The sequence below is a fragment of the Methanomassiliicoccus luminyensis B10 genome (assembly GCF_000308215.1).
Taxonomy (GTDB): Archaea; Thermoplasmatota; Thermoplasmata; order Methanomassiliicoccales; family Methanomassiliicoccaceae; genus Methanomassiliicoccus; species Methanomassiliicoccus luminyensis.
Window position 1 is genome coordinate 141,989 of sequence record NZ_CAJE01000004.1, and the last position, 25,543, is coordinate 167,531.

30 protein-coding genes and 2 tRNA genes are annotated in these 25,543 nt (G+C 61.9%); 8 read left to right on the plus strand and 24 right to left on the minus strand.

Features of this window, described 5'->3' with window-relative positions:
* Positions 1-12 precede the first annotated feature (12 nt).
* Complete coding sequence (locus WYS_RS01365) at positions 13-1,296, plus strand: amidohydrolase family protein (protein WP_019176365.1); 1,284 nt, start codon at positions 13-15, stop codon at positions 1,294-1,296.
* On the opposite strand, the gene WYS_RS01370 is transcribed toward WYS_RS01365, so the two are convergent.
* Positions 1,293-4,457, minus strand: a complete 3,165-nt coding sequence (locus WYS_RS01370) for a PAS domain S-box protein (RefSeq protein ID WP_019176366.1) — start codon at positions 4,455-4,457, stop codon at positions 1,293-1,295. The two genes, WYS_RS01365 and WYS_RS01370, sit on opposite strands and share 4 nt — an antisense overlap.
* Before the next feature lie 269 nt (positions 4,458-4,726).
* Between WYS_RS01370 and WYS_RS16595 the strand changes: the two genes are divergently transcribed.
* Positions 4,727-5,047 carry a response regulator gene (locus tag WYS_RS16595; RefSeq protein ID WP_394296327.1) on the plus strand — a complete coding sequence of 107 codons (321 nt, stop codon included), beginning with the start codon at positions 4,727-4,729 and terminating at the stop codon, positions 5,045-5,047.
* Here WYS_RS16595 and WYS_RS01380 read toward each other — a convergent pair.
* A tRNA-Tyr gene (locus WYS_RS01380) sits at positions 5,026-5,139 on the minus strand. The genes WYS_RS16595 and WYS_RS01380 overlap by 22 nt on opposite strands.
* A gap of 204 nt (positions 5,140-5,343) precedes the next feature.
* Here WYS_RS01380 and WYS_RS13920 point away from each other — a divergent pair.
* On the plus strand, positions 5,344-5,583 hold the full coding sequence (locus WYS_RS13920) for a ribbon-helix-helix domain-containing protein (RefSeq protein WP_019176367.1): 240 nt from the start codon (positions 5,344-5,346) through the stop codon (positions 5,581-5,583).
* A 112-nt stretch (positions 5,584-5,695) separates the two neighbouring features.
* On the opposite strand, the gene WYS_RS01390 is transcribed toward WYS_RS13920, so the two are convergent.
* The 5 genes from WYS_RS01390 to WYS_RS01405 form a co-directional block, all read right to left on the minus strand.
* Complete coding sequence (locus WYS_RS01390) at positions 5,696-6,454, minus strand: proteasome assembly chaperone family protein (RefSeq protein WP_019176368.1); 759 nt, start codon at positions 6,452-6,454, stop codon at positions 5,696-5,698.
* A complete protein-coding gene (locus WYS_RS16600) occupies positions 6,426-6,617 on the minus strand; it encodes an RNA-protein complex protein Nop10 (RefSeq protein ID WP_081579761.1) in 192 nt (63 codons plus the stop codon). Before WYS_RS16600 ends, WYS_RS01390 begins: the two co-directional genes overlap by 29 nt.
* Positions 6,618-6,702: 85 nt before the next feature.
* A complete protein-coding gene (locus WYS_RS01395; RefSeq protein WP_019176369.1) occupies positions 6,703-7,485 on the minus strand; it encodes a translation initiation factor IF-2 subunit alpha in 783 nt (260 codons plus the stop codon).
* 2 nt (positions 7,486-7,487) lie between these two features.
* Entirely contained in the window at positions 7,488-7,667 is a 180-nt protein-coding gene (locus WYS_RS01400) for a 30S ribosomal protein S27e (RefSeq protein ID WP_019176370.1), read from the minus strand.
* 5 nt (positions 7,668-7,672) lie between these two features.
* On the minus strand, positions 7,673-7,951 hold the full coding sequence (locus WYS_RS01405) for a 50S ribosomal protein L44e (RefSeq protein ID WP_019176371.1): 279 nt from the start codon (positions 7,949-7,951) through the stop codon (positions 7,673-7,675).
* A 401-nt stretch (positions 7,952-8,352) separates the two neighbouring features.
* Here WYS_RS01405 and WYS_RS01410 point away from each other — a divergent pair, with 401 nt between their 5' ends.
* A complete protein-coding gene (locus WYS_RS01410) occupies positions 8,353-8,721 on the plus strand; it encodes a hypothetical protein (RefSeq protein ID WP_019176372.1) in 369 nt (122 codons plus the stop codon).
* Positions 8,722-8,725: 4 nt separating this feature from the next.
* Here the strand turns inward: WYS_RS01410 and rpiA are convergent, their stop codons facing one another.
* The 3 genes from rpiA to WYS_RS15845 are packed head-to-tail and all read right to left on the minus strand — an operon-like array spanning position 8,726 to position 10,271.
* Positions 8,726-9,397, minus strand: a complete 672-nt coding sequence (gene rpiA / locus WYS_RS01415) for a ribose-5-phosphate isomerase RpiA (protein WP_019176373.1) — start codon at positions 9,395-9,397, stop codon at positions 8,726-8,728.
* Positions 9,394-10,101, minus strand: a complete 708-nt coding sequence (locus tag WYS_RS01420; protein ID WP_019176374.1) for a creatininase family protein — start codon at positions 10,099-10,101, stop codon at positions 9,394-9,396. The genes rpiA and WYS_RS01420 overlap by 4 nt, the downstream gene beginning before the upstream one ends.
* Positions 10,101-10,271 (minus strand): hypothetical protein, encoded by a 171-nt coding sequence (locus WYS_RS15845; RefSeq protein ID WP_019176375.1) that lies wholly within the window; start codon positions 10,269-10,271, stop codon positions 10,101-10,103. The genes WYS_RS01420 and WYS_RS15845 overlap by 1 nt, the downstream gene beginning before the upstream one ends.
* Before the next feature lie 83 nt (positions 10,272-10,354).
* On the opposite strand from WYS_RS15845, the gene WYS_RS01430 reads away from it, so the two are divergent.
* Together WYS_RS01430 and WYS_RS01435 are read left to right on the plus strand one after the other, a co-directional pair.
* Positions 10,355-11,038 (plus strand): diphthine--ammonia ligase, encoded by a 684-nt coding sequence (locus tag WYS_RS01430; RefSeq protein ID WP_019176376.1) that lies wholly within the window; start codon positions 10,355-10,357, stop codon positions 11,036-11,038.
* Positions 11,025-11,582 carry a class I SAM-dependent methyltransferase gene (locus WYS_RS01435; RefSeq protein ID WP_019176377.1) on the plus strand — a complete coding sequence of 186 codons (558 nt, stop codon included), beginning with the start codon at positions 11,025-11,027 and terminating at the stop codon, positions 11,580-11,582. The genes WYS_RS01430 and WYS_RS01435 overlap by 14 nt, the downstream gene beginning before the upstream one ends.
* 100 nt (positions 11,583-11,682) lie before the next feature.
* Here the strand turns inward: WYS_RS01435 and WYS_RS01440 are convergent, their stop codons facing one another.
* A complete protein-coding gene (locus WYS_RS01440; RefSeq protein ID WP_049796207.1) occupies positions 11,683-13,257 on the minus strand; it encodes a sodium:solute symporter family protein in 1,575 nt (524 codons plus the stop codon).
* Positions 13,250-13,369 (minus strand): symporter small accessory protein, encoded by a 120-nt coding sequence (locus tag WYS_RS16575; RefSeq protein ID WP_019176379.1) that lies wholly within the window; start codon positions 13,367-13,369, stop codon positions 13,250-13,252. Before WYS_RS16575 ends, WYS_RS01440 begins: the two co-directional genes overlap by 8 nt.
* 218 nt (positions 13,370-13,587) lie before the next feature.
* Between WYS_RS16575 and WYS_RS01450 the strand changes: the two genes are divergently transcribed.
* Entirely contained in the window at positions 13,588-14,772 is a 1,185-nt protein-coding gene (locus WYS_RS01450) for an MFS transporter (RefSeq protein ID WP_019176380.1), read from the plus strand.
* Here WYS_RS01450 and WYS_RS13925 read toward each other — a convergent pair.
* The 8 genes from WYS_RS13925 to WYS_RS01495 all read right to left on the minus strand — a co-directional run bounded on the left by WYS_RS13925 (position 14,720) and on the right by WYS_RS01495 (position 21,132).
* Entirely contained in the window at positions 14,720-15,079 is a 360-nt protein-coding gene (locus WYS_RS13925; protein ID WP_019176381.1) for a 4Fe-4S binding protein, read from the minus strand. The two genes, WYS_RS01450 and WYS_RS13925, sit on opposite strands and share 53 nt — an antisense overlap.
* A gap of 4 nt (positions 15,080-15,083) precedes the next feature.
* Positions 15,084-16,154 carry a hydrogenase large subunit gene (locus tag WYS_RS01460; protein WP_019176382.1) on the minus strand — a complete coding sequence of 357 codons (1,071 nt, stop codon included), beginning with the start codon at positions 16,152-16,154 and terminating at the stop codon, positions 15,084-15,086.
* Between the two features lie 3 nt (positions 16,155-16,157).
* Entirely contained in the window at positions 16,158-16,496 is a 339-nt protein-coding gene (locus WYS_RS01465) for an NADH-quinone oxidoreductase subunit C (protein WP_081579762.1), read from the minus strand.
* Positions 16,493-16,936, minus strand: coding sequence for an NADH-quinone oxidoreductase subunit B family protein (locus WYS_RS01470; RefSeq protein WP_019176384.1), 444 nt, complete (start codon positions 16,934-16,936; stop codon positions 16,493-16,495). The genes WYS_RS01465 and WYS_RS01470 overlap by 4 nt, the downstream gene beginning before the upstream one ends.
* Positions 16,936-17,805 (minus strand): NADH-quinone oxidoreductase subunit H, encoded by an 870-nt coding sequence (locus tag WYS_RS01475; protein ID WP_019176385.1) that lies wholly within the window; start codon positions 17,803-17,805, stop codon positions 16,936-16,938. The genes WYS_RS01470 and WYS_RS01475 overlap by 1 nt, the downstream gene beginning before the upstream one ends.
* On the minus strand, positions 17,802-19,679 hold the full coding sequence (locus WYS_RS13930; RefSeq protein ID WP_019176386.1) for an NADH-quinone oxidoreductase subunit 5 family protein: 1,878 nt from the start codon (positions 19,677-19,679) through the stop codon (positions 17,802-17,804). The genes WYS_RS01475 and WYS_RS13930 overlap by 4 nt, the downstream gene beginning before the upstream one ends.
* Before the next feature lie 118 nt (positions 19,680-19,797).
* Complete coding sequence (locus tag WYS_RS13935) at positions 19,798-20,751, minus strand: AsnC family transcriptional regulator (protein ID WP_019176387.1); 954 nt, start codon at positions 20,749-20,751, stop codon at positions 19,798-19,800.
* A 303-nt stretch (positions 20,752-21,054) separates the two neighbouring features.
* Positions 21,055-21,132 (minus strand) — tRNA-Pro (locus WYS_RS01495).
* 124 nt (positions 21,133-21,256) lie between these two features.
* Here WYS_RS01495 and WYS_RS01500 point away from each other — a divergent pair.
* Positions 21,257-22,414: a transglutaminase domain-containing protein gene (locus tag WYS_RS01500; RefSeq protein ID WP_026068691.1), complete on the plus strand. Its 1,158-nt coding sequence runs from the start codon at positions 21,257-21,259 to the stop codon at positions 22,412-22,414.
* Here the strand turns inward: WYS_RS01500 and WYS_RS01505 are convergent.
* The 4 genes from WYS_RS01505 to WYS_RS01520 form a co-directional block, all read right to left on the minus strand.
* Positions 22,411-23,367 (minus strand): NAD-dependent epimerase/dehydratase family protein, encoded by a 957-nt coding sequence (locus WYS_RS01505; protein ID WP_019176390.1) that lies wholly within the window; start codon positions 23,365-23,367, stop codon positions 22,411-22,413. The genes WYS_RS01500 and WYS_RS01505 overlap by 4 nt on opposite strands.
* Entirely contained in the window at positions 23,364-23,921 is a 558-nt protein-coding gene (gene rdgB, locus WYS_RS01510) for an RdgB/HAM1 family non-canonical purine NTP pyrophosphatase (RefSeq protein WP_026068692.1), read from the minus strand. Before rdgB ends, WYS_RS01505 begins: the two co-directional genes overlap by 4 nt.
* Entirely contained in the window at positions 23,918-24,532 is a 615-nt protein-coding gene (locus tag WYS_RS01515) for a KEOPS complex kinase/ATPase Bud32 (RefSeq protein ID WP_019176392.1), read from the minus strand. The genes rdgB and WYS_RS01515 overlap by 4 nt, the downstream gene beginning before the upstream one ends.
* A gap of 22 nt (positions 24,533-24,554) precedes the next feature.
* Positions 24,555-25,543, minus strand: a 989-nt coding sequence (locus tag WYS_RS01520) for a helicase C-terminal domain-containing protein (protein WP_019176393.1), incomplete at its 5' end; no start/stop codon positions are given.

The following is a 25,543-nucleotide window of genomic DNA, read 5'->3' on the forward strand; positions in this document are numbered from 1 at the left end:
CCAGAGATTCCGATGCGCACGCTCATCAAGGACGCCTATTTGGTCACCCAGAACGCTTCCCGCGACATTGTCAAGGGCGACATACTGATCGAGGACGGCACCATCGCCAAGGTGGGCGAGGTGAAGGAAGGCTCCGACGCCGTGATCGACGCGTCCGGTGACGTGGTCATCCCCGGCCTCATCAACACTCACACCCATGTCGCCATGTCCGTCATGAAGGGGATCGCCGACGACATGCCCTTCCCCCAGTTCCTCGACACCACCTTCGCTGCCGACGCCAAGAGGACCGACCGGGACATTGCCGCCGGCGCGGCGCAGGGCTGCCTGGAGATGATACGCTCCGGCACCACCACATTCCTGGACCTGTACTACTCCGAGGATGTCATCGCCGGGGCGGTCGAGAAATCGGGCATACGCGGCATTCTGGGATGGGCAGTTCTGGACGAGCAGTTCACCACTCAGAAGGGCAATCCGCTGGACAACTGCAAGCGGTTCCACCGCCAGTTCAAGGACCGTCCCCGCGTATACCCCGCGGTCGGGTTGCAGGGTGTGTACGTGTGCTCCACCGAGACCTTCCTGGGGGCCAAGGAGTATGCCCTGGAGAACAACCTGTTGCAGACCTTCCACCTGTCGGAGACGAGGAAGGAGGTCTCCGACTGCAAGCGCAAGGAGGGCAGCCGGCCGGGCGACTACCTCGCCTCCATCGGCTTCCTGAACGATCATTGCGTGGCTGCGCACTCTGCATGGCTGACCATCAACGAGGTCCGCCACCTCTCCAGGACCGGCACCAAGGTGTCGAGCTGCCCGGTGTCCAACATGAAGCTCGCTACCGGCGGGGTCGCTCCGATCCCGGAGATGTTCCAGAACAATGTCACGGTATCCGTCGGCACCGACGGCTCCACGACCAACAATTCCCTGGACATGTTCGGGGAGATGAAGACCCTGTCGCTGCTGCAGAAGGCCAGCCGCTGGGACCCAACCGTGCTCCCGGCCCAGAAGGTCCTGGACCTCGCCACCGTGGATGCGGCCAGGGCGGTGAAGATGGAATCGATGATCGGTTCGATAGAAGTGGGCAAGAAGGCCGACCTGGTCATCCTCGACGGGAAAGCGGCCAACCTCCGCCCGATGCGCATGGGCAGCCTGGTCTCCAATATCGTGTATTCATCGTACGGCCTCAACGTAAAGACGGTGCTGTGCGACGGGAACGTGGTCATGCAGGACCGCGCGGTCAGGACCATGGATGAGGAGAAGGTGCTCTCCGAGGCGGAGGACGCGGCCCGGGAGCTGCTGGGCTAAATGTTCCGCTTCAGGAACGAGCGGACCTTCTCCGACTGGATCCACCCCTGGTCCAGCTCCTTGATGATCCTCTCGATGTCCTCGGTGCGCTGGAGGATCCCTCGAGAGGCGTCCGGACCCAGGTCCTCCGCCTGAGCTATGATGGCCGACAGGGGGTTCCGGATCCTGTCCACCAAGGTGGCGAAGTGCTCGATGTTCTTCTCTATCTGCGAATAGGCCTTCCGCCGCAGGTCCGCCTCCACCAGCCTCTGGGTCACGTCGTCGAAGTTCAGGCATATGCGGTGGCTGGGCAGCGAGAACGCCCGCAGATTGAACGCTCCCTCCGCCGGCCCTCCCATATAATGCACGTTCTCCTTCCACAGGGTGTTCCCGGTCTTGGCGACCTCCAGAAGCTCGTCCTTGGTGGCCAGGAAATCGTTCCCCTCCCATATCTGGCAGTACTCCATGTCCCTGGCCCCTTCCAGGCCCCCCACCAGCATCTGCGCGGTGGGGTTCGCGCTGACCAGGTAGATGCGGTCCGCCCCCTCGTACTGGAAGATGAGGATGCCCGACGGCATCTGCCGCACGATGTCGTCGGAGGTGTTCAGCGACTCCTGCAAGGCCTCCTCCGCCATCACCGCCTCGGTGACGTCCATTAGGGAGACTATCACGCCGCTGAGGTCCCCCTCCTCGTTCAACGGGGCGGCGTTGATGAGCAGGAGCACCCGCCTTCCGTCCGGATGGACGATGGCGTGCCGGACCCCGAATACCGGCTGGCCCGAGTCCATCACCCTGCGGAACGGCAGCGCTTCGTCAGGGAAAGGGTTTCCCGAGTAGTCAGTGATCTTCCATTGAGGGTCGTTGTACGTTCTTGTCAGCAATCCTCCCTTGCTCAGGCCGAGGATGCGCTCGGCCACCTGATTGGCGAAGACGATCTGTCCGTTCCGGTATAACACCGTTATTCCCGCGGGGGTCGTCTCCATCAGCCTGGCCATGAAATCCTTCTCCAGGACCAGCTCCTCCTGGGCCTTCTTGGACTCGGTGATGTCCAGGGAGAACAGTATCACTCCAACGACATCGCCCGCGCTATCCATATAGGGGAGCTTGTCGGTCCTGAACCAGCATATGTTCCCGCGGCCGTCGGTGCCCTGTTCGATTATCCCATACTTCGCCTGCTTGGTGGCGATGACCTCGAGGTCGTCCCGGCGAAAGCTCCCCCTCTCCTCTGGAGTGGCGTGGGTCTGCCAACCCTCCCTGTCGTCGGGATCGAGGCCGAAGGCGCGGATGAATGCGGGGTTGGCGTCGACGATCCTGCTGTCGGTGTCCTTGATGGCGATGAGAGCGGGGACCGAATTGAACACTGTCTGATAGTCCCTCTTCTGCCTCTGCAGCTCCTTCTCGAAGCCATCCCTCTGCTCCATGATCCGGGCATTATCCAGGGCCACCGCGGCGGTCGCCGCTAGGCCTTGCAGGATCATGACATCCTCCTCCTCGAACTTTTTACCCTTGGCCTTGTTATGAACGCTCAGGGTACCCAGGAGCTCCCCGCCGCTGTCGATGATGGGCACACCGACGAGGTTGACCACCCCCAGCCTCTCCCGGACCTCCGGGATGACGTGGGGATCGTTGACGGCGTCATTGGTCATGTAGGGGCGATGGGTCTCCAGGACCAGGCCTGGCACCCCCTGGCCCGGGGGAAAGGTGAGGCCAAGGGGCAGGTGATCCTCGCCCTCGGCGTACTCGGTGTACCTGATCTCCCCGTCCTCATACCTCCCGTACACGCCCGCGGTGGCCTCGGTCAGCTCCATGGCCGCCGCCACCAGCTTCCGCATCACCATGGCCGTTCGGAGCTCGGAGTTGATTTCCACGCTCACCTTGGAGAGCACCTCCAGCTGGTGGGTCCGCCTCATCAGGGCGCTCTCCGCCCGCTTCCTCTGGGTGACATCGGTGATGGAGCATATGGCCCCGTCGAACTCGCCGCGGGGGCTCATGGTGGGGGACATGCTTATCGACAGGACCACGCTCTCACCGTCGGGTAGCCGCACCATGAACTCCTGGTCACGGTAGGTAGAATTATGTTTTTTCAGCAGGGCGAAAGGCGTCTCCCTGTCCTGGCCCTCCAGCATGCACCATTCCCAGGCCGGGTCCTCGTACCCCCTTGTGCTGATGTCCTCCCGCCGCATCCTCAAGATGTGCTCAGCTTCGGCATTGGCATAGGTGAACTTCCCCTCCTTATCAAGGATAAGTATGCCGTCCGGCACGATGTCCATGAGGTCCCTCAAGTGTCCCGACGCCTCCCGCTCCTCCTCGCTGAGCTGGATGTTCTCCAGGAACAGGGATATCGAGTTCGAGAGCGTGTTGGCGAAGTCGATGTGGGCGTCGTTGAACGACCCCTGGCGGTGGTGGCACTCAAAGGACATCATGCCAACCAGCTGCCCTCTGGCCCTGAGAGGCGCGACGATCATGGAGCGCAGGGAGCGGCGCTTGACGGCCTTGGCGTCAATGCGCGGGTCGCTTAGTACATCATTGATCACCACTGCCGAGCCTTTCCTCTCCACCATCTCGAATATTCTCATCTCGCTCTTGCCGTATGCCTTCTTCTCAGGCTCCGGGGGAAGGCCGTCAGCGTAGCGCGGCACCCACCCCCCATCACCCGTCGTGTAGATCACGGCGGCGTCCGCTCCCATGGCCTTCCGAGCGGTGGAGATGACCAGTTTGAGGATGCCTTCGTGGTCCAGGGAGGAGCTGAGGGCAGCGCCGATGCTGTTCAGGGACTGGTTCATCATCTCTGCCAGACGCTCGCCGGTGATGTCCCTCCCCACCCCCACGACAACGCTCCTCCCGCCTACCTCCACTTTCCTGGAGGTCACCTCCACTTCGAAAGTGGAGCCGTCCTTGCGGCGGTCGACGGTCCGGTGCTTCAGCACGCCTCCCTCCTCCAAGAACTTTCTCCGGTGTTCCCACTCCGAAGGGGCGATCAGAGCGAAGTCCTTGATCCTCATGGTCTCCAGTTCCTCCGCGCTGTAGCCAAGGCTCTCCTGGGCTGTGGGGTTCGAGTCGATTATCTGTCCATCCAGCTCATGGACCAGTATGATGTCGGAGGATAGCATGAACGTCATCCAGAGCAGGCGGAGCTCCTCCTTGTCCCGGTCCCTGATGACGTCTGCGGTCCTCTCTGCCATTGTGATCCCCCTTCCAACCGCGGCCCCACGTGAGGCGACCCCGATCGCCCGCCCACGCCGCAATGTTTGTCTCGTGGGAGCCGGGGATATATAACACAATTGCGGACCTGGCCTAAGGCGGTGGTGCACAGGGGCGATGGGCACGTCCAGACGGCGCTGGACAGGCTATCTAGCAATGTTTAAGCCAAAATCTTCCCAATCTACCATGGATGCGACCCCTGATCCTGATCGCGGATGACGACGACTTCATACGCGAAGTCCTCAGGGAGATGCTGGAAGGGTATGACGTAGTGGAGGCTGAGAACGGCCTCCGCGCGGTGCAGCTGTATGCGGAGCGAAGGCCCCAGCTGGTGCTCATGGACATACTGATGCCGGAGATGGACGGCATAGAGGCGACCAGGGAGATATTGAAGATGGATCCCCGCGCTGTGGTGATCGGCGTCAGCGCCTTCGCCTCGGTGAAGGGCGAGGAGATGATGCGGGCGGGGGCAAAGGAGGTCCTATCCAAGCCAGTAAGGATGCCGGACCTGCTAGCCAAGGTCAGATCGTACATTTTGGTGGAGAATTATGGTCCCGACTCCCGGATTTGAACCGGGGGCCTGCTGATATCGGCGGCTGTGATACCGGAAAAACCGGGAACCCACTACAGTCAGCCGCTCTAGCCAGACTGAGCTAAGTCGGGGCGCACTCTCCTAATTACGGATACCATATTTAGACCTTCGCCCAAAGCGGTCCCGACCTCGGACCCATGCCAGCAGCGGTCTCGCCAGGTGGACGGGTCGTCCCGTAAAGTTTGACTTATCTAGTTATATATAAATACTATATTATGCAATACATTGTCGGACAAAAGAGGTCTATCCGACCTCTCCCGTCACATGGTGCGAGGATGGAAGAGCCAGAATTGGAGAAGGTGACGATACGTCTTCCCGAGCGCTACGTTCGTGCGTTGGACTTCCTGGTGAAGGTGGACGATTTCCCCTCACGGTCCGAGGCGATACGCGCAGCGATCCGGGACTTCATCTACGAGCGTGTGGATGTCGTAATGGACAAGGTCAAGAAGATGGAGGAGGCAGAAAAGACCCTCGCCGCCATGGAAGTGTTCGAGTCTGAATATCTAAGGAAGTAGGGCCTGCAAAGAATGGGATGGGATGCACATTCAAACGCTTGCCTAAAATCCTCCCCCTTCTATTTTTTCTTTTTTTATCCGAAAGGGGAATTGCTGAAAGGGTTTGGGTCGTTCAGCCGATGTAGCCGAGGTCTTCCTTCCGAGGCTCCACAGGGCTTTCGATCTCCTTGAGCTTGGAGGTTATGAGGTCGATCTGCTCGGCCTTGCTGACCAGCTCGGAGAAGTCGATCTCCACGTTGAGTATGGCGGCCAGGATGCGCAGCACCGCCTCGGCCCCCTTGGGGTCAACGAAGTAGCCGGAGGTCTCGCCCATAAGGCACACCGCCTTGATCCCATAGACCTTGCCGAGGCCGAGCAGCAGGCCGCTCGCCCCCACGATGCCGGACCCGGGCTCTCCCTTGGAGAATATGACCCCCTTGGTCTTCATATCATCCACCAGCTCCTTGGTGGTGGCCGCGCCGAGAACGCGGGGCTGCTCCACCATCTTGCCGACCCCGTAGCCGCCAAGGGTGAATATGGTGTCCACCCCGTACTTTTGGCACAGTTGGAGAACGTGGTCCGAGAGGTCGTACTGGCCCTCGGGGGTGAGGCCCTGATAGTCCCCGATCAGGATGATGAGGTCAGGGTGCTTGCCGTCGGCCTGTGAGTAATAAAGCTCATTGTTGACCAGCTTGGTCACGCCGTCCTCGTCAACGATGACCTGGGGCGGGAAATAGGCCGAGTAGATGTCCGCGAACTTCTTGGCCTTGAGCTGATCGAGGAGGTGCTCCGCGGCCAGCTTGCCCACGTTGCCCACCCCGGGGAGCCCCTCGATCAGGATGGGGCCCTTTAAAACCGGTTCCTCATGGATGATGGTCTTGATCTTTTCCATAGTCGCCACGCTCCTTCCTCAATCTTCGTCTGTATTCGCCATACCGGTCCTCAGGAGAATACCTGGGGGGTATGGGCATGTCCGTAGTACACCCGCAGCGACCGCACTGGTCCAGCAGAGTATATTCAACGCATTTTGGACACTTTCTTAGTGATGTTCTCATGTTTTAACCTTTCCCATGTGACCGGCCAGCGTGCCATATCCTAGTATGGGGGTGCTATCGCATGAGGTTACGACTATAATATCCTTCATTTTGCCTCGCGGTGGAAGACCGCCTTGCCACCGCATGACTGGAGGTTGGAGATGATGTTGGTCGTAACGGCCTTCATCTCCTCTTCGGCGGCCTTGTAGTCGGGGGCCGACACTACCACGCGGTACTTGGGTGCGCCGATGTACTGGATCTTGACCTGCTCCTTGCTCGATACGATCCCGGCGATGAGCGCATCCTTGATGTGGTCCACGCCGTCCGGCAGGGGACAGGTCATCTCCAGCATGCCGTCGATCTGCACATACGAGGGGGTGACGTTCTCTTTCGCCACCTCGATGAAGGTCTTGGTCCAGGGGCCTTCGAAACCCTCTTCCTGCAGAGAGGCGGGGGTGGTGGCCACCTGCTCGAACGCCCCATACAGGGTACCGAAGCTGTCCATCAGCGCGTAGCCGAACTCCTCGTAGCTCGCATCCTTGGTCTTGCCCAGGCGCTCGGCCACGATCTCAATGAGCTTGTCGGCCTTGTTCTCGTTCTTCCACTGCTGGATCTTCTCCCTCTTCTGGTGTTCGTTCACCGATTTGAGGGAAAGGTCGATGTGGCCCTTGGACGAGTCGACGCCCAGGACCTTGCACACGATCTTCTGCCCTTCTCTTACGTAGTCCCTGATGTACTTGACCCATCCGGTAGCGACATCCCTGATGTGGATGAAGCCTTCCTTGGCATCGTACTCGTCGAGCGAGACGAACGCCCCGAAGTTCTTGACGCTCTGGACAGTGCAGACGACCAGCTCGCCCTCCTCGGGGAAGTCGCTTTGGCGGGCCATGTTTAATCAACCACCTCGACCAGCTTGCCGCGCAGCTCGCCCGCGCCGCCCCTGGTCTTAACGAGGGTGGACCCGCATACGTTGCAGGTCACGTTGACCGCCGGGTTCTTGAATGTGATCTGTTCGTTCGCACAGTCGGGGCACTTCACCTTGATGAACTTACCAGTCTTAGCTTCTGACATAGTGATCACTCCTCCAGTTCGAACTTCTTTGCTCTGAAGCAGGGCCTCTGGTGGGCCTTCTTGCAGGTCTTGCACCTGTACCTGAGGTTGACCCTCTTGGTGGGCTTCTCCCTCCCCTCGGGCTTGGGCCTGGGGAATCCGCCGTAGCCGGAGGTCGCGCGCCTGAAACGCCTCTGACCCCATTTGAGCTCACTGGCCTTCTTCTTTTTGACCCTTTCTACCTCATGGTCGGTGTGAGATTTGCACTTGGGACAGTAGGTTTTGATCGTGTGAGGCATCTTCATTACTAACACCCTTTACGAAGTAAGTTACGCTAATACGCAATTAATATTTAAAGTATTAGCAGTCTCACGTACCGCAAGCATCGGACATCTGGCTATATCATTTTGAGCATGTTTCGGGAACGTCCCGCGAGGTGCGTTCCGCCGGGGGCCGACAGCGAGTTCTGGCACCGTGCCCGAGGGGCGGGAGCATCCGAAAAAGGGGGTCCCTGACGCTCAATTAATATATTAATGATTTGAATACATATTACTAAAGTGGCTGAGAATTCTTCCGTTCGTAAAAAAAGTTAACAAAACCTGGAACAAAGGGAAAAAAAGGTACTGGACCACATCATTATGGGCGTTCATAGGCTGAAATAGAAAGTGATATATATGGTGCCATTAATAATTGCTTAAGATAAATTATGAATGAGAGAGGATTCACAAAAAAGGACGAGACCCTGGTGAAGCTGCTGATGCGCACGGACATGCCGAAAAACGTCGCCAAGACGCTGGTGTTCCTGCGCAAGAAGGAGGAGACCACTTCGGTCGAGATCGAGATCTCCACAGCGCTCAGGCAACCAGAGGTTTCTATCGCCATGCAGGAGCTGCGCCGGCGGAAATGGGTGATCAAGAGGGACATAAAGAAGGAAGGGAAGGGAAGGCCCGTACACTCGTACAAGCTGGCCCTGCCCTTTGACAAGATTGTCGAGACCATCGAGAAGGAAGAGAAAAAGCGGATCGAGGAGATCGAGAACAACGTCAAGGCCCTGAAACAGGCCGTGGCGCAGTAACGGCCTAGGCCCTCTCCTTCACCACGGCCCCTTTCTCCGTCCCCACCACAACGCGGCTAGCTAGTCCTATGAATAGGCCGTTCTCCACGACCCCGGGGATGGAGTTGAGATCCCTCTCTATCTTCTCAGGTTCGCTGATGACCTTGAACTTGCAGTCGTAGATGTAGTTGCCGTTGTCGGTGACGAAGGGCCTGTCCCCTCCCCTTAGCGAGGCCACGCAGCCCAGCGCTTCGATCGCTTCCTTGGTGCGCACGTGGCTGAACGGGATGACCTCTATCGGAAGGGGGGTCTTGACGCCCAGCTGGTCGACCATCTTGGAATCGTCCACGATGATTATCTCTTCCTTGGAATGGTATGCAACGATCTTCTCGCGCAGCAGCGCCCCGCCCAGTCCCTTGATGAGCCGGAACCGGGGATCCACCTCGTCCGCGCCGTCTATGGTCAGGTCGATCTCTTTCACCTGGTCCAGGGTGGTCAGGGGTATTCCCAGCGACCGGGCCTGCTTCTCCGTCTCTATGGATGTCGGTATGCCGACCAGCTTGTAGCCGCTGGCGACCAGCTTTCCGATCTCGTCCACCGCCAGACGGGTGGTCGAACCGGTGCCGAGGCCCAGGACCATGCCGTCCTTCACGAACTCCACCGCCTTGCGGGCGGCCTGCAGCTTCTTTTCGCTCATTTCTTTACCTCGAAGGAGCTTCTTACCTCGTCGGTCAACCGGTCGATGATGTATGAATTTAACTCCCGGCCCAGCTCGGCGGTGGCGCGGGGAGCGTCGCCGACGAAGCCGTCAGGCATGGACCGCTCGGGGTCGCGCACTATCATGTACCCCTGGCTGACGTACCTTCCCGCCTTCTTGGCCTTCTTGACCAGCTCCGGGGCGATGTCCATCATGCGTGACGTTTCGAGCTTGCCGCCGTGCCCGTCGCCCTTCTGGTCGATGGGGAACTGCTTGGCCAGATCATAGTCCGTCAGCAGCATGAGCTTGACGTCATGCCGCTCCGCGATCTCGGCGCACGCTTGCCGCAGAGCGTTCATATGCGACGAGCCGGCGTGGCCGCTGATGACCACGAGCTTGTCCACGCCGTTCGCGATCAGGGATTCCATGATGTCCCTGGTCACCAGTACGGTGGTCTCAAAGCTCAGGCCGATGGTCCCGGGCATGTTCTTGGTGGATGAATGGAACGCGTAGCGCAGGGGCGGGGCCACCAGGCCCCCGACCCTGTCGGAGACTAGGTCGGCGACGTACTCTGGCTGCACCGAGTCGGTGCACAGGGGGAGGTGGTACCCGTGCGCCTCCGTCCCGCCGATGGGCAGGAACACGATGGGCTTCTTCTTCATGGCCGTCTTGAACTCGACGGACGACAGGGAGTCGAGGCGCATCAGCGCAGCTCCTTCTTGGCCGGCACCTTTGACCGGTCGATGAGGGCGGTCCCGCACACCGGGCAGTTGCCCCTCTCCAAGGAATCAACGTCGAACTTCTTCTTGAGCTCCTGGTTCAGCTGGTCCAGGTCGTCCTTCTTGATGGTCCGGTCGCATCGGGGGCAGTACATGGCGGGTCCATGGCAATCTGCGGTAGATAATGCTGATGCGGGGACGGGTCAAGCCTTAAGTCAGGAGGTCATGATTACCGTTCATGCGCCTAGCCGCCCTGTATTCTGGAGGTAAGGACTCCACCTTCGCCGCCTACCTGATGGAGCAGCAGGGCCACGCCGTCGACCTCCTGGTGAGCGTGATGCCCCGGGACCCCCATTCCTGGGTGTTCCACACTCCCAACCTGGCCCTGGTGCCCCTCATGGCCGCGGCCATGGGGAAGGAGCTGGTCACGGTGGGAAGTTCGGGCGAGGAGAAGGATGACCTGAGGGCCCTGGCGGAGGTGCTTTCCGGGCTCGATGTGGAGGGAGTGGTCACCGGGGCCATAGCCTCTGACTATCAGTGGGACCGCATCAACCACGTGTGCGATCCCCTGGGCCTCCGCGTCTTCTCCCCGCTGTGGCGGAAGGACCAGTCCATGCTCATGGAGGAGCTGATCAGCGCCGGGATAAGGGCGGCGCTGGTAACGGTGGCGGCCGAAGGGCTGGGGCCGTCATGGCTGGGCCGGGAGATCGACCTCGCCTCGCTCGCCGAGCTTAGGCAGCTGTCCGGACGCTACGGGATGAACGTAGCCGGGGAGGGCGGGGAGTACGAAACGCTGACGCTCGATTCCCCCATGCACCGCAAGGCCCTGCGGATCGTTGAGGCGGAGACCGAGATCGCCAGGGACGGGGGGGCGCTGAAGGTGACGAAGGCAGTATTGGAGGATAAGCATGGCAGGACATAGGTTCCCCGCAGAAGGGAGGAAGCGCCTGAACGACGAGAACCGCCGGAAGAGGCAGCCGGCCGAAGGCATAATCGAGAGAATGGCCCCCTCGCCGAACGAGGTGGTCGCCGACCTCGGGGCCGGCATTGGTTACATCTCCATCCCTCTAGCTAGCCGCGTGGGGAAGGTGTTCGCGCTGGACGCCCAGCAGGACATGCTAGATGAGATCATGGCCAACGCTCCATTCGAGGTGAAGGGGAAGATAGAGGCGGTCAAGGCCGAGCTGCCCAAGCTGCCGTTCGAGGGCTCCTCGCTCGACCGCGCCATCCTGGTCAACGTCGCCCACGAGGTCGAGGACAAGCCCCTGCTGGTGTCCGAGCTGCGCCGCTGCCTGAAGAAGGGCGGCAAGCTCACCATTGTCGATTTCCCCAAGAAGGAGACCAGTTTCGGTCCTCCTCTTCACGATCGAATGAGCGAGGAGGAGATGCTGGCTGCTTTCGCCCCCTTCAAAGAGGTCAGGAGATGGAGCTTCCCGGAGTTCTACCAGCTGGAGCTGGAGCGTTAGCAGGGAAAAGCTGGCAGGAACGCTCACGCGACCCGTGAAAAATGGTCTGAAAGGGTTTGACCGCCCACCACTTCCGGGAAGCGGTCCCTGGGGGACCCGTTCAAGCCGTCTCCGGCTCGGTCGCCCTTTCCCTGGCCTCAGTGCTCAGTGCGATCCCGACCACCAGCGCGATGATGGCCAGGGGAAGACCGATGATCAGGGGGTCGATGACGTTGAACGGTGCGCCCAGGAGGGTCACCTGCCCGAACAGGGCCTGGCATATGCCCAACGGCCCCGCCTCCGCGGCGTGCACGAACACCGTCCACAGGAACCAGGATATGGCGCCGACGGAAAGGCTGAGCTTGGCCGGGAGCGCCGCCGGCCTCTTGCTGTACAGCGCATAGGTGAGCGCAGGCAGGAACGCGCAGGCGCACAGCCCCATGAACATGGCCGTCGCGCGGGCGATGATGTTGGCCGGCATGACGAAGGCGAGCGCTACCGAGGCCACGATCATCACGCAGGTGGCTATCTGCGTCACCTTCTTGGACGGCTGGTCTTTCTTAGCGATATGCCGGTACAGATCGTACCCGGCGGTGGTGCCCATAGTATGGAAGATGCCGCTAAGGGTGGACATCGCCGCGGCCAGGAGCACCAGGAGGAACATCACTACGAACAGGTCCGGAGTGGCCGAGTTGATGAACAGGGGAATGACGTTGTCAACGTTTCCGCCGGCAGCCGCAACGGCCAATTGCCCCTGCTCATTCCAGAACCACACGTTGGTCAGCGGCCCCACGGTGAACGCGACGCCTGTCATCATCAGCAGGAAGGGACCGCCGACCGCTATCGCCCGGTTGAGGGACCGGTCGTCCTTGGCGGTCAGGAACCTGACGCTGAGCTGCGGCTGGGCCAGAACGCCTATGCCCACCCCCATCACCATGGTGGTCACCAGGGTCAGCCATATGGTGGACCCGGCGGCAGGCATGGCGGTCCAGTCATACAGCCCTCCCGCCTGCAGGTTGTCAGGGATCTGCGGGGAGAGATTGGACAGGGCGGTGAAGCCCTCGCCCACCCCTCCCACGGCCAGGAAGGTGAGGACCAGGAGCACGGTCATGCCCACCAGCATGAGCAGGCCCTGCATCGCGTCGGTGTACAGGACCGCGATGAGCCCGCCGAAGACGACGTACAGCGCGGTGATGGCGGCAAAGCCTACCAGTGAGAGGCCGTAGTCAAGCCCGAAGGTGGTGTGGATGAACCATGCCCCGCCGATGATGATGGCCGCACAATAGAGCGGCATGGCGATGAGGATCAGGATGCCGGTGGCGTACTGCATGAACGGGGAGTTGAACCTTTTGCCCAGTAGGTCCGGGAAAGTAACGGCCTTGAGCTGCTGGCCGATCCTTCTGGTCCTCTTCCCATAGAGGATGAACGCGACCAGGATTCCCAGGCCGATATTGAGGACCGTCAGCCAGATGACGCCCAGGCCGTACATCGCGCCTATGCCGCCGAAGCCGACAATGGCGGAGGTGCTGATGAAGGTGGCCCCGTAAGAAATGCCGATGATCCAGGGATGCACCTTCCTGCCGGCGACCATGTAGTCGTCGGCCCCTTTGGTCTGCTTGTATCCCAGGTATCCTAGGTACATGGTGACACCGAGGTACACGATGGCGCAGATCGCGAACACGGTAGTGTCAACCATTGCTCCCCTCTCCCTCGTTCCTCTTCAGCCAGCCGTACGCGATACACAATATGGCGAAGCCTATCGAAAGTGCGTAGCCAAGTATGATGAAGGGGTCCTCGATGCCGAACATCGTCCACATCCCGTTGTATCAGTTGTGCCGCCGGATATGCAGTGGCTTCTATTTAACAACGTGCTACATGATAGCTCGGCTCACGCTATAGTGTGTCAATGTCCGAACGTCGGGAGCGCATGGTCCGGTCGATCTGCCCGGAACGATGAGCGCCCTATCTTGGGGGCACGCCCGTAAGCATAGTTTGAAATAAGGTCCTCACTTTGCGCCCTCCTCACATGGATAAGGAACCGTTCGTCCCTACCAAGCTCACTCTGGTGTTCATTCTCCTTTCATCGATGCTCGTGCTGATGGGCGGGGCGGCGGTGGCGCCGGCGCTGCCTCTGATCAGCGAGGCGTTCCCGGGCACCTCCGAGGCGACGGTCTCGCTGATCATCACCCTCCCCTCGCTGGTGATAGCGTTCGTCGGCTTCTTCATCGGCTCGTTGGCCGACCGCTTCGGCAACGTGAAGGTCCTGCTGGCGTCCCTGTTCCTGTTCTCCGCGGCCGGGGTGTCGGGGTTCTTCCTCGATTCTATGACCAGCATACTGGTGGGCCGCGCGTTCCTCGGCCTTGCCCTCGCGGGGATAATGACCACCACCACTTCGCTCATCATACTATACTATCACGGCACCCAGCGGACCAAGGTGCTGGGGATGCAGTCGGCCGCGATGGGGTTGGGGGTCCTCGCTCTGGAAACATCCGGAGGGGCCTTGGCCGGCATCAACTGGAGGATGCCTTTTCTCATCTACTCTCTGGGGATGGTGTTCCTGGTGGGGGTCGTCTTCACAATGAAGGAGCCGTCCCGGCAGGGTACTGCGCCAGGAGGCTCCCACGGCCCCCAGAAGCTCAACGGGCCGATCGTCCTGGCATGCTGCGCGGGCATATTCCTGATCGAGCTGATAACCTTCCTTCTCCCGACGAAGATCCCCTACCTGGTCTCGGAGATGGCGCCTGGCTCTTCGGCCCTGGCCGGCATCCTCCTCGGAGCGATGGGGCTGATATCCGCTGTCTCCGGCTTCTTCTATTGGAGGATCATCGGAAGATTTCACCAGATGGCCGGCATCGCCATCGCGTTCACCATCATCGGCGGGGGCCTCGTGCTCGTGGGTACCTCCGACAACATGGCGCTGCTCGTTGTTGCCATGGTAATATGCGGGTTCGGGATGGGGCTGGCCATGCCCACGTTCGCCAACTGGATCGCCAGCGCGGTGCCTCTGTCGACCCTCGGCAAGGTGATGGGCGTGTACAGCATGTGCCTCTATATGGGCCAGTTCCTGTCGTCCTTGGCGGCGGTCCCGCTCTATGGGATCACAGGATCATACAGCGGGCTGTTCGCCGTCATGGGCATCGTCAGCGTGGTACTCGCCGTCATCTATCTGTCGGCCTATCGGCTGAGGTGGGCTCCTTCCGGTACTTCCTGACATCCTTTGCCGGCCCCGGCCTGGAATACTCCGGGACCATTTCGATGGCGTCCTGGGGGCAGATGTCCACGCACACCCCGCAGGCGATGCAGCGGAACACCTGCAGCTCTATGGTGGCGGCCTTCTTGTCCACGGCCACCGCCAGGGTGGGGCAGCGCTTGGCGCATAGGCCGCACAGGGAGCACTTGGACATGTCCCACCTGACGCCTCCCCTGTTGCTGTCCGGAAGGTCCGCCGGGGCGGCAGGGTAAGGGACCGTGTCCGGCCGCGAAAAGAGGTTCTTGATCACGATCGACATCATGCTCATGAGATCACCTCTCCGTGCAGCATATGCACGGGTCCACCGACACCGTGATGGTAGGGATGTCCGCGACCTCGCACCCCGGCACCATTGCCTTCAAGGCGGCCGCGTTCATGAATGTGGGGGTCTTCATCTTTATCCTCTCCAGCTCGGTCTTCCCTTTGGCCAGGATGTAGTACAACATCTCGCCCCGGGGTGCCTCCAGGCGGGTGAAGGATTCCCCCGGCGGGGGGTTACCCTTGACCAGGGCCAGGAGGGGGCCCTCCGGCATCCGTCCCAGGGCCTGGCGGACCAGCTCGATGGACTGCGTTATCTCGTCCACCCTGACCAAGGTGCGGGCGTAGGCATCGCCCTCCTCCCTGACCACGGGGCGGAAGTCAAGGTCCTCATAGTAGAGCAGGCGGAGGTCCTGGCGCAGTCCGCTGGCCCGTGCCACCGGACCTACCACCCCGTAGCTCCTGGCCTGGTCGGCGCCAAGCACCCCTACCCCTGCCATCCTCCTGCGGATGGTGCCGTCCCTGTGGAAGACCGCGGCCAGGTCAGCGAACCCCGATTCAAGATCGTCCAGGGCCTTCAGCACCTCCTTCCCCTGCTCGGGGGAGATGTCACCGCGGACCCCTCCGATGGTGTTCATGCTGTAGTGGACCCGGTTGCCCGAAATGCTGTTCACCAGCCTCATGATCCTCTCGCGTTCGCGGAAGCACTGCATGAAGAGGCTCTCGTACCCGATGGCCTCGGCGGTGTGGCCCAGCGCCAGGAGGTGGGAGGTCAGGCGCTGCAGCTCCATCATGACGATCCGGACATGCTTCGCCCTCTCCGGCGGCACCACGTTGAATATTGCCTCCATTCCCTGGCAGTAAGCCGAGGTGTGATAGAACGAGCAGATGCCGCAGATGCGCTCGCTCAGGTAGATGCTCCGCCTGAAATCGGCGGCCATGGCCTTCTCCATCCCCCGGTGGGCGTAGCCGAAGTTAAGTGACGCCCCGACCACCCGTTCCTCGTCCAGCTCCAGCTGGAGGTTGATGGGTTCCAGGAACACGGGGTGCTGGGGGCCGAACGGTATCAGCGTCGATTTGGACATGGCTCATCCCTCCGTGGGGGCGCGCCGCAGCGGGGCGGTCGGGCCTCCGGGCATCAGCAGGAAGCCGCCCTCAAGTCCCTCGAACCTCGCTCCCAGCAGGTCGATGATCTCCCGCTCCAGGTTCTCGGCCCCCAGGAACAGAGGGGAGAGGCTCTCCAGTTCGTCATCGATCCCGGACCTTGACCGGACCATTTCCAGCCCGCCGTCGCGGTCGAGCACGTATATGAGCTCGAGCTCGCCCTCGCCTACCTCGCTGGCCACGATGGTCACCAGCCTTGTCTCCGCCTGTGCGGCCATCTCCCGTATCTGTGATATCGCCTGTGAGTTCGCGTGTCCGTTCATGCCTTGACCTCCTCATTTGTCTCGTTACGTTCCCTCCACTTCGCCAGCGCTGCCACCACTCCGTCGATCAATGCCTCTGGGCGGGCGGCGCAGCCGGGGACGTAGATGTCCACGGGGATGACCTGGTCGACCCCGCCGCACACGTTGTAGCAGTCCGCGAAGGGCGCCCCGGTGGAGGCGCAGTTCCCGCACGCCACCACGACCTTGGGGTCGGGCATCTGCTCGTACAGCCGGCGCAGCCTCTCGGCGCTCTTCTTGTTCACCGGGCCCGTGACCAGCAGCACATCGGCGTGCTTGGGGTTGCCCTTGTTGAGCATGCCGAACCTCTCGATGTCGTATCGGGGCGTCAGCAGCGCCCATATCTCGATATCGCAGCCGTTGCAGGACCCGGTGTCGAAATGCAGTATCCACGGCGAGCGGGCTTCTCTGCTTGTGATCATCATATCATCCCTCCCTCGATCAGGTGCACCACCGCCAGGTTGAGCGCCACCAGGGCGATACCGAACGGGAGCGCTAGCTTCAGCATCCCCCATCTGGTCGACCGGGCGGTCACGTTATCGATCAATGCCGTCGCGAGCACCATGGCCACAACGACCGCTACCTTCACTGCCCCGTCCACCAGCGGGTCGGGCTGGTTGAAGAACAGGAGCAGTATCCCGAACAGCACCGCCAGCTCGAACCAGTGCGCCAGCTTGGTGATGCCCAAGGCCCGGCCGGAGTACTCGATATACGGGCCGGCCACCACCTCGGAGTGGGCGGTAGCTATGTCGTAGGGTGATTTCTCCAGGCGGATCAGGAACGCCGGGACCATCGCCACCGGCGCCAGGGGCAGCGCGGCGACCATCAGGTCACCCATCTCCGAGGCCAGGAACGACCCGTTGACGTACCCCAGGGCGAGCACCGCGAACAGCAGCACCGGCTCGATGGTCAGGATCTGCACCATCTCCCGGTGCGCCCCCAGGTGGGAGTATGGGGAGGGGACCGCGAAGGCCCCCAGTACCATGACGAAGGAGCCAGCTCCCGAGATCAGGAGCGCCGCCAGGGCATCGCCCCCGGTGACGAGCAGCAGCGCGGCGACGGCCTGGAGCACCAGGGACAAGAGGGCGAAGGCCGCCTGCGACGCGTGCACCCGGCCTCCCTGCTTCCTCAAGAGCTTGTAGAGGTCCCTCAGCGGCTGCGTCACGGAGGGCCCCTTCCTCCCCTGCAGTCGGGCGGTGATGAGCCTGTCCAGCCCCAGCAGGAGGCCTATCAGGACGGGAATGGCGGCCCACAGGACCACCGACGCGACCAGCTCTCCTACGCCCGTCATCCGATCACTTCCTCAAGAAGGGGGACCGCCGTCATGGCCAGGAGCATGACGGCGGCCACCAGGTTGCCCTGCCGGGTCAGCCTGGCGACCCTGGCCTCTGACCAGAAATAGAACGAGCCGGTCCTGGTCTCGCCGCCCTCGCCGCAGGTGTAGACGTCGATGGGGTCATTCTGGCGCTCCCGGCGGCGACGGAGGAAGAGGACGGCCATGACCGCGGCCATGATCATCAGCAGGAATATGGGCAGGGCCCCCTGGGGGGTCTCCAGGCCCCCCGGTCCCGCGGCGATCTGGATCTCGAACACCGAGGAGACGAAGGGGCTGGCGAGGTACTCCACCACCGCACCTATCAACGCGGTCGCGGCGACCCCTATCAGCGCCGTAGCTCCCAGCGCGGCGATGTATCGGCGGGGAAGGCGACCCCGGTCCGAAGACCCCTTCCCAGCACCGGCCGTGAGCACTTTTCCCAGCCACTTGGCATAGTACACTACGGTGGCCCCGAACCCTATGACCAGGAGCAGCGCCAGGACCGGAGCGGATGCGACGGCCTCGCTCAGCAGCCACTTCGAGGCGAACATCCCGAACGGGGGAAGGACCATCATGAACACTCCCACGAAGATGCCGGCCGCCACCGCCGGCAGAGTGTCCCTAAGCCCTTCCATGGCCTCGATGTCCTCCGAACCGAGCTCCTCTTTGGCAACCCCTACGGACATGAACAGGAGGGCCTTGGATATCGCGTGGTACAGCAGGAAGAGCATCCCGGCGGTAAGGGCCAGCGACGAGTCCAGGCCCACGCAGGCGACGATCAGGCCCAGGTTGCCGACGGTAGAATAGGCGAGGATCCTCTTGGCGTTGCTCTGGGTCATTGCCAGCACCGCGGTGATCAGGAACGAGGCCGCCCCGACGAGGCCCATGATGCTCACCAGGTATCCCGTGCCGCTGAGGCTCGGGGAAAGGCGGAGGAGCAGGTAGACCCCCAGGTTGACCATTGTGGCGGAGTGCAGCAGCGCCGAGACCGGGGTCGGCGCCACCATCGCTCCCAGGAGCCACTTCTGGAACGGCACCTGGGCCGACTTGGTGAACGCCGCCAGGGCCAGGAGGGCCAGGGGCAGCAGGGCCAGCCCGGCGATCCCCTCGCCCGCGGGCAGCTGGTCCAGGTAGGTGGTCCCGAAGTAGTGGGAGCACAGCGCCGCCCCGAGGACCAGCGCCGCCCCGCCTCCCAGGGTGTAGAGGGCGGCGGTGAGGGCCGAGGCCCTGGCCTGCTCGGTCCGGGTGTGCCCTATGAGCAGGAATGAGCACAGCGTGGTGACCTCCCAGAACATGAACAGCCACACCAGGTCATTGGAGAAGACCGCGCCGTTCATGGCCCCCAGGAAGAGGAGCATGACGGCGAAGAAGCGGCCGTGGTCCCGATAATGCTCCATGTATTTCACGGCATAGAGGCATATGATGGAGCCGATGACCGAGGTTATCAGGGCCACCAGCACGCTGAGCTGGTCGATCAATATGGCCATCCCGGCCTGGTCGTGCAGGCCGGACTCCAGGAGGAGCAGGGTGACGAGCTGGACCGCCACGAAGGCGCCCATTAGTACATTTCGGGCCCGCCAGGCGACGACAGCGAAGACCGCCATGAGGACGAGGTCGATGGCCAGGACCAGCGCCCCCAGCCCCGGGAGGTCTGCGGACATTATCGTTACGGGACCGTCCGTGATCACCTTGAATGCCAAGAATGCCACGGCCACGAACAGGACCGCCGATGTCGCCGCTACCACCTTCCCGATGGGCTTTAGCTTTCCCAGGACCAGACAGGCAAGGCCGCCGATGGCGGGGGCAACGATCAGCAACAGTATGGCGAGGCTCGTTAGCAGTTCGCTCATGGTCTGGGGACCACCATGAACGCTTATATGCCCGTGTTCGCGAGCAGCCTCATTTTTTGGTCCGACCGCGCCTTTTTTCTTCCCGTTTTCTAACTTCGAAGTGAATAAAAAGGCAATATCATCTCGACAATCGCCTATCGACGTCCCCTCTGGCTCCTGCCCTTATCTGCAGCAGCTTGTCCCGCCACGTCTCGTAGATCTGCGTGCTCTGAATTATCCTGGAATTGGCCGTCCTGACGCTGTCCATGCCCTCCAGGGTGCGCATGAATATGCCATGCTCCTCCATGGTGGGGAACCAGCAGTTGGCGGACATGAAGTCCGGCCTGTTGCTGTACTGGGCCGTGGTGATGATGTGAGGGCCGAACCGGCACCTTAGGGTGTTGACCAGCTCGGTCTTGCTGGTCCCCGGCTGAAAGTCCACCATGACCACCGACGGTATCCCCGAGGACCTTTCCAGCCTCCAGTCGGCGCTGAACTCGATCGCGCCGACCTCTATCATGTGGTCCAGGCGGCTCTTCACTGTCTTCACTGAGCACTGGAGCTCCTCGGCCACTCCGATCAGGGGTCTCCTGGAATCGTCGTGCAGGGCGTTCACGATCTTGTAGTCAAGGAGGGTCAGTTCCCTATCCCCCACGTACTTTGGGTGCACCGACGCCGTTCCGATGACCATAGAGGAGGGAAGCATCAGCTGGACGTCCTGGAGCCGCAAGGTCTCGCAGATGTGCTCCATGGCCGGCCCCAGGTCATCATACTTGGGAAGTACCAGCCGCAGCATGACCAGGTTGGACCCGAACAGGAAGACCTTCTCGATGTAGTCCGACTTGACCAGCTCATTGATGTGGGGGCTCAGGGGCTTGAACCCGCTCACCCCGGTCAGGAAGGTGATCACGCCGTTGAGGTAGCTCAGGGAGAGCTTGGCGGTGAACCTGGTGAATATCCCCGCATCGAGAAGGTGCCTGATCCTTGCATGGACCGCGGCAGTGTTGATCCCCAGCTTCTCTCCCACCTCCCGATAGGTCAGTCGCCCATTGGCATGCAGGAGCTGATATGTTCGTAGGTCCAGCTCATCCATTCGCATCGTGATGGCGATGCTGCCTAATAATTGGTTTCCGTGGGCGGCTCTGTCGTTGAGATTTGTGCGTTCAGACCAATGTTGAAGGCCTGAACGCGACCCTCTCGCGGGCCGTCCCCGATGGCCCGTCCGTGACGCTCCGGAATCATGGCGACGACCTCCGCATCGTCCTTGGGCCGGTCCGACAGCGGCATAAACAAATGATCGACGTTGAATGGGCGAGATGGCTCGATATCCCTGGCGACCGATAACGCGAAAAACACTGTTATTTACGTAGATAACCAAGTAACTGGCTAGAAGGTGTGGTGGGTCCGCCCGAATTTGAATCGGGGTCTAAGGCTCCCAAAGCCCCAAGGATGGACCAAGCTACCCCACGGACCCGTTGAAGCGGGGGAAGGATGAACACATGAATAAAGCTTGCTCCCCAGCCATTGTCCAGCTCTGCGAATCTATTTTGATAATGGCCACAGAAACGATTTAAAAGGAATAAGCGTCACTCTCGCGAATGAGAAAGTTCGAATTATTGGTGGGCGCGACGGCAGTGACCGCTCTGGTCCTGGCCATGATCGCGTTCCCCCCGCTGCTGGCGTCCGGGCAGAACGCTGGTTTCGACCCCAGCGACCTGGTCCGTCCGGCCGCGATATCCGCCGCCCCGGTGGACATGGGCCTCCCCGGCGACATCGCCGCCTCCGCTCCGGGCTACACTCTGAACCTGGTGTGGGACATGGCCGCTGACGTCTATGCTGGGTACGGCGGGGCCCTCGACCTCAGGGTCACCAATTCCGACCCCACGGGCAGCCTGTTCATCTACGGCATGGGCCTGCAATGGGACACCGGAGAGACGTACACGCGCAACTGCAGCGTCACCGTATCCGCGGGCCAGCAGGCCGATGTCGGCCTCCTCCTTTTCGGCGCCCCCCTTCAAGAAGGGAAGCATTACTACAAGATAATTGTAAAAGTGGCCGCATCCAATCAGGACGGGACGGAATGGTACGACTACGGCACTATCAGCCGGGACGCCATCGGGCTCATTGCCATAAAGCCGCTGGGGGTGGCGGAGAGTTATACCACCTACTCGAACCCCAGTGTCTACTTCGACCGGGTCAACGAGCACATCGACCTCGACGCCGTAGCGACCATCGTCAGCGAGGTCAGGGGGGAGCAGCCCGGCGGCTACAGCGTCCTGCAGATCGCCCAGGCTTATCAGTGGATCAGGGACAACGTCGAGTATCGATCGGACGGTCCTGAGGATCACTGGCAAAGCCCCGCCGAGACCATCGAGATCGGAACGGGCGACTGCGAGGACCAGTCATTCCTCCTCGCCAGCATCATCACGGCCATGGGAGGGAACGCCAGGGTGAACATCATCAATTACCACGCCTTCACTTCGGTCTTCGTCGCATCGAACGAGCAGGAGCTGGCCGAGATAGAGAAGGCCATGGCGTCGTTCTACGGCATGGATGTTTCGGAATACCGGATGGCGTACCTAGAGGATGATATGGGCTTCTGGCTGGTCCTGGACACCACCGGATTCCAGTACGCTGGGGGCATACCCGCGCGGTCGGTGCCGATCAGCGCGGACGGGGGGTGGAGCGTGCAGTCGCCCTACCTCTACAAGCTTGACGTGGTCGCCGCCGACGACAACGGTCTGTGGCCCTTCTAAGCTAGGATCTCCTGAACGGCCCGGCGGATGGCCTCCTTGCTGCTAAGCCGAGGCTGCCAGCCGCGGGACTCCAGCTTGTCGACCGCCAGCAGCATCTTCTTGACGTCGCCCACCCATCCCCGGCCGCCCTTGACCCCACCGGTCCACCGGTACTCCACGTTGGGCAGTCCCATTTCTTCCACCACGATGTCGGCGATATCCTTCACCGTCATCCAGTCCCGGGAGCCGATGTTGAATATCTCCACCTGCTCCCGCGCCCCCTCGGCGCCGGCGACCATGCCGCTGACGCAGTCCTTGACGTGCACGTAGGACTTGGTGGTGCCGGGCTCCGCCCCCAGGATCTCCAGGCTCTGGGGATCCTCCCTTAACTTGCGGATGAAATCGTGGAGGACGTTATGCGTGGACCTCGTGCCCACCACATTGGCGAAGCGATATATCACGGCGTTCTGGTCGAAGGTATGGCAGTACGAGGCGATGAGGGCCTCGCAGGCCAGCTTGGATGCGCCGTAGACGGAAATGGGTACCAGGGGCCCGTAGTCCTCCGGCGTGGGGATGACCTCCGTCTCCCCATAGATAGTGGAAGTGGAGGGGAACAGAATGTCCTTCACCCCGTGGTCCTTGGACGCCTCCAGGAGGCGGTAGGTGACGGCGATGTTCTGCTCGAAATGGATGCGAGTGTTCTTCGCGCCGAGGCGCACGTCCGGGTTGGCCGCGAGATGGCACACCACCTCCACGTCCTTAAGCGCCGGGGCCAGGTCCATGTTCAGGAGGTCGCCCTCGATGAACTCGAAGTTCTCGTTCCCCAGCATCGTGGACATGAACTCCCGCTTCCCCGCGGACAGATCGTCCACCCCGATTACGCGGTTGTTCCTGGCCAGCAGCTCCTCTGCCAGGTGGCTAGCGATGAAGCCGGCACATCCCGTGACCAGTATCTTCCTCTCTGTAAGCTTCATTCCTTCCTTCTCCTAAGTTCGTCGGAGAAGGCTTGGAGAGCCCTCCCCCGGTGGGATATACTATTCTTCTCCTCTATTGATATTTCGGCGAAGGTCTGGGAATGGCCAGAGGGGATGAAGACGGGGTCGAAGCCGAAGCCCTCCGTGCCGGACGGGGCCAGGGCGATGGTGCCGTCGCAACGCCCCGTGACGATGATATCCTCGCCCCCTATGGTGGCGCCGATGCAGCACTCGAAGCGCGCGCCGCGGTCATCCACTCCCTCCATAAGCTTCAGCGCTCCCTGCAGCCCCAGGGTCTTGAGGGCATAGGCGGAGTATACTCCCGGGAACCCCTTGAGGGCGTCGATGAACAGCCCGGAGTCGTCGATGATGAGGTCGCCGATCCCCCGCCCTTTCAGCTGGGCGAGGCAGCCGATCACTACCTCCCTCAAGGTGTCGGCCTGTATCTCGTCGCAATCCTCGTCGCTGTGCTCCACCTCGAAGCCGAGGGGCCCCAGCACCGAGCGGAACTCCCTGAGCTTGCCCTGGTTCGAGGTGACCGCGTATATCTTCAGGTGTACCGCCCCCGGCCCTCTATCTCCTTCATCTTTTTGATGGTCCCGTCCGCGCGGTCGAAGTGCCGGCGGTACGAGGCAAGTATCGCGTCGAAGTGGCCAAGGAGGGGCGAGTGCGCCGACTGGAACGCCTCCTTCAGCAGGTGCAGGTCCACCCCCATCTCCTCCGGGGAGGCGTTCCTTGTTCCCAGCGAGAAGTCGATGAACCACATCCGCCCCTCGCTCATTATCATGTTCGAGGTGGTGAGGTCGCCATGGGCGATCCCGGCGCGGTGCAGCAGGGCGATAAGTCTGCCTATCTCGCCGCACAGCTCGTCGACCCGTTCCGGGGAGCTCGCGTCGAGCTCGTCCTTCACCCTGGTGCCCTTGACGTCCTCCATGGTGAGTTCGGCGTTGAGCACGTCGATATCGTATATCACGGGAGTGGGCACGCCTGCCTCCCTGGCCTCGTGCAGCAGGCGCGCCTCGTTGCGGGTGCGATGGGACCTCAGGGACCGGTCCAGGTCGGGGTGGCGGTACCCCTTGGGCACCCTGCTCTTGACCACCACGTCACGGCACATCCACGTGCCCTGCCGGATCTCCGCTTCCGCCCCCCTGCGCACGACCTCCATGGGGGCGATGAAGCGGCTCCGCCTAGATAATCCTTGGCTCCTCATCCAGAGCGGAGGGGGCGTCGGCGGGCCCCGCCACTGGCACATCGTGCCGGAAGAACCCCGACAGCTCCTCTGCCAGGTCCCTGCTCCGCTCGATCACGAAGTCGTCGGGAAAGGCCGCTCGGATGCTCGGGAGGAGGTAGCGATCGTCCATGAGCACGATGGCCGCCCGGTCCGTCTCCGAGCGGATGGCCCTCCCCGCCGCCTGCAGCACCTTGGAGATGGCCGGATAGGTGTGCACGTAGTGGTCCGCCTTTCGCCGCCCGAACTTCTTCTCCATGCAGTACAGCATGCTCTCCCCCTCCCGTGAGGGCGGGGGGATGGGAAGGCCCACCACTACCACCGCGGACAGCAGGTTGGCCTTGAAGTCCACCCCCTCGGAGAAGGAGCCGTTCACCGTCGCCATGAGGAGGTTGGAGCCGTCACTGAGCCTATGGACGACCGCGTCCCTCTCGTTCTTCCCGAACTCCCGCCGCTCCACCACCACCTCCTTTCCGACGGCGCTCCTGTCCAGCGCCTTCTCCACCATGGTCATGAAGTCGTAGGACGGGAAGAACGCGGCGAGGTTGCCGGGAACGGCGGCGCAGCACAGGACCAGCTGCCTTGCCACCGCCTCGTACATGGACTGGCAGCGCAGGCGGAAGCGCGAGGACACCCCGCCCACCGCCAGCACCATGCGGTTCTCCCGCGGGAACGGGGAGGCATAGCGGCGGCACACCGCGCCCTCGGCACCAAGGACGTCGGCGAACATCTCCGGAGGGTGCAGCGTCCCGCTCATCAGCAGAGCGCTGCGGACCTTCGCCAGTACGGGGGACACTGCCGGTCCCGGGTCGACGAGGCGGGTCACCAGGCGGGGCGGGTCGCCCTCCACGAAGCGGACGCTGTCCCTGCCGAAGCGGTTCCACAGGTGGAGGAAGTCCAGGAGCGTTCTGTGCTGGGGATCGCCCTTGAGCGCCTCCTCCACCTCCT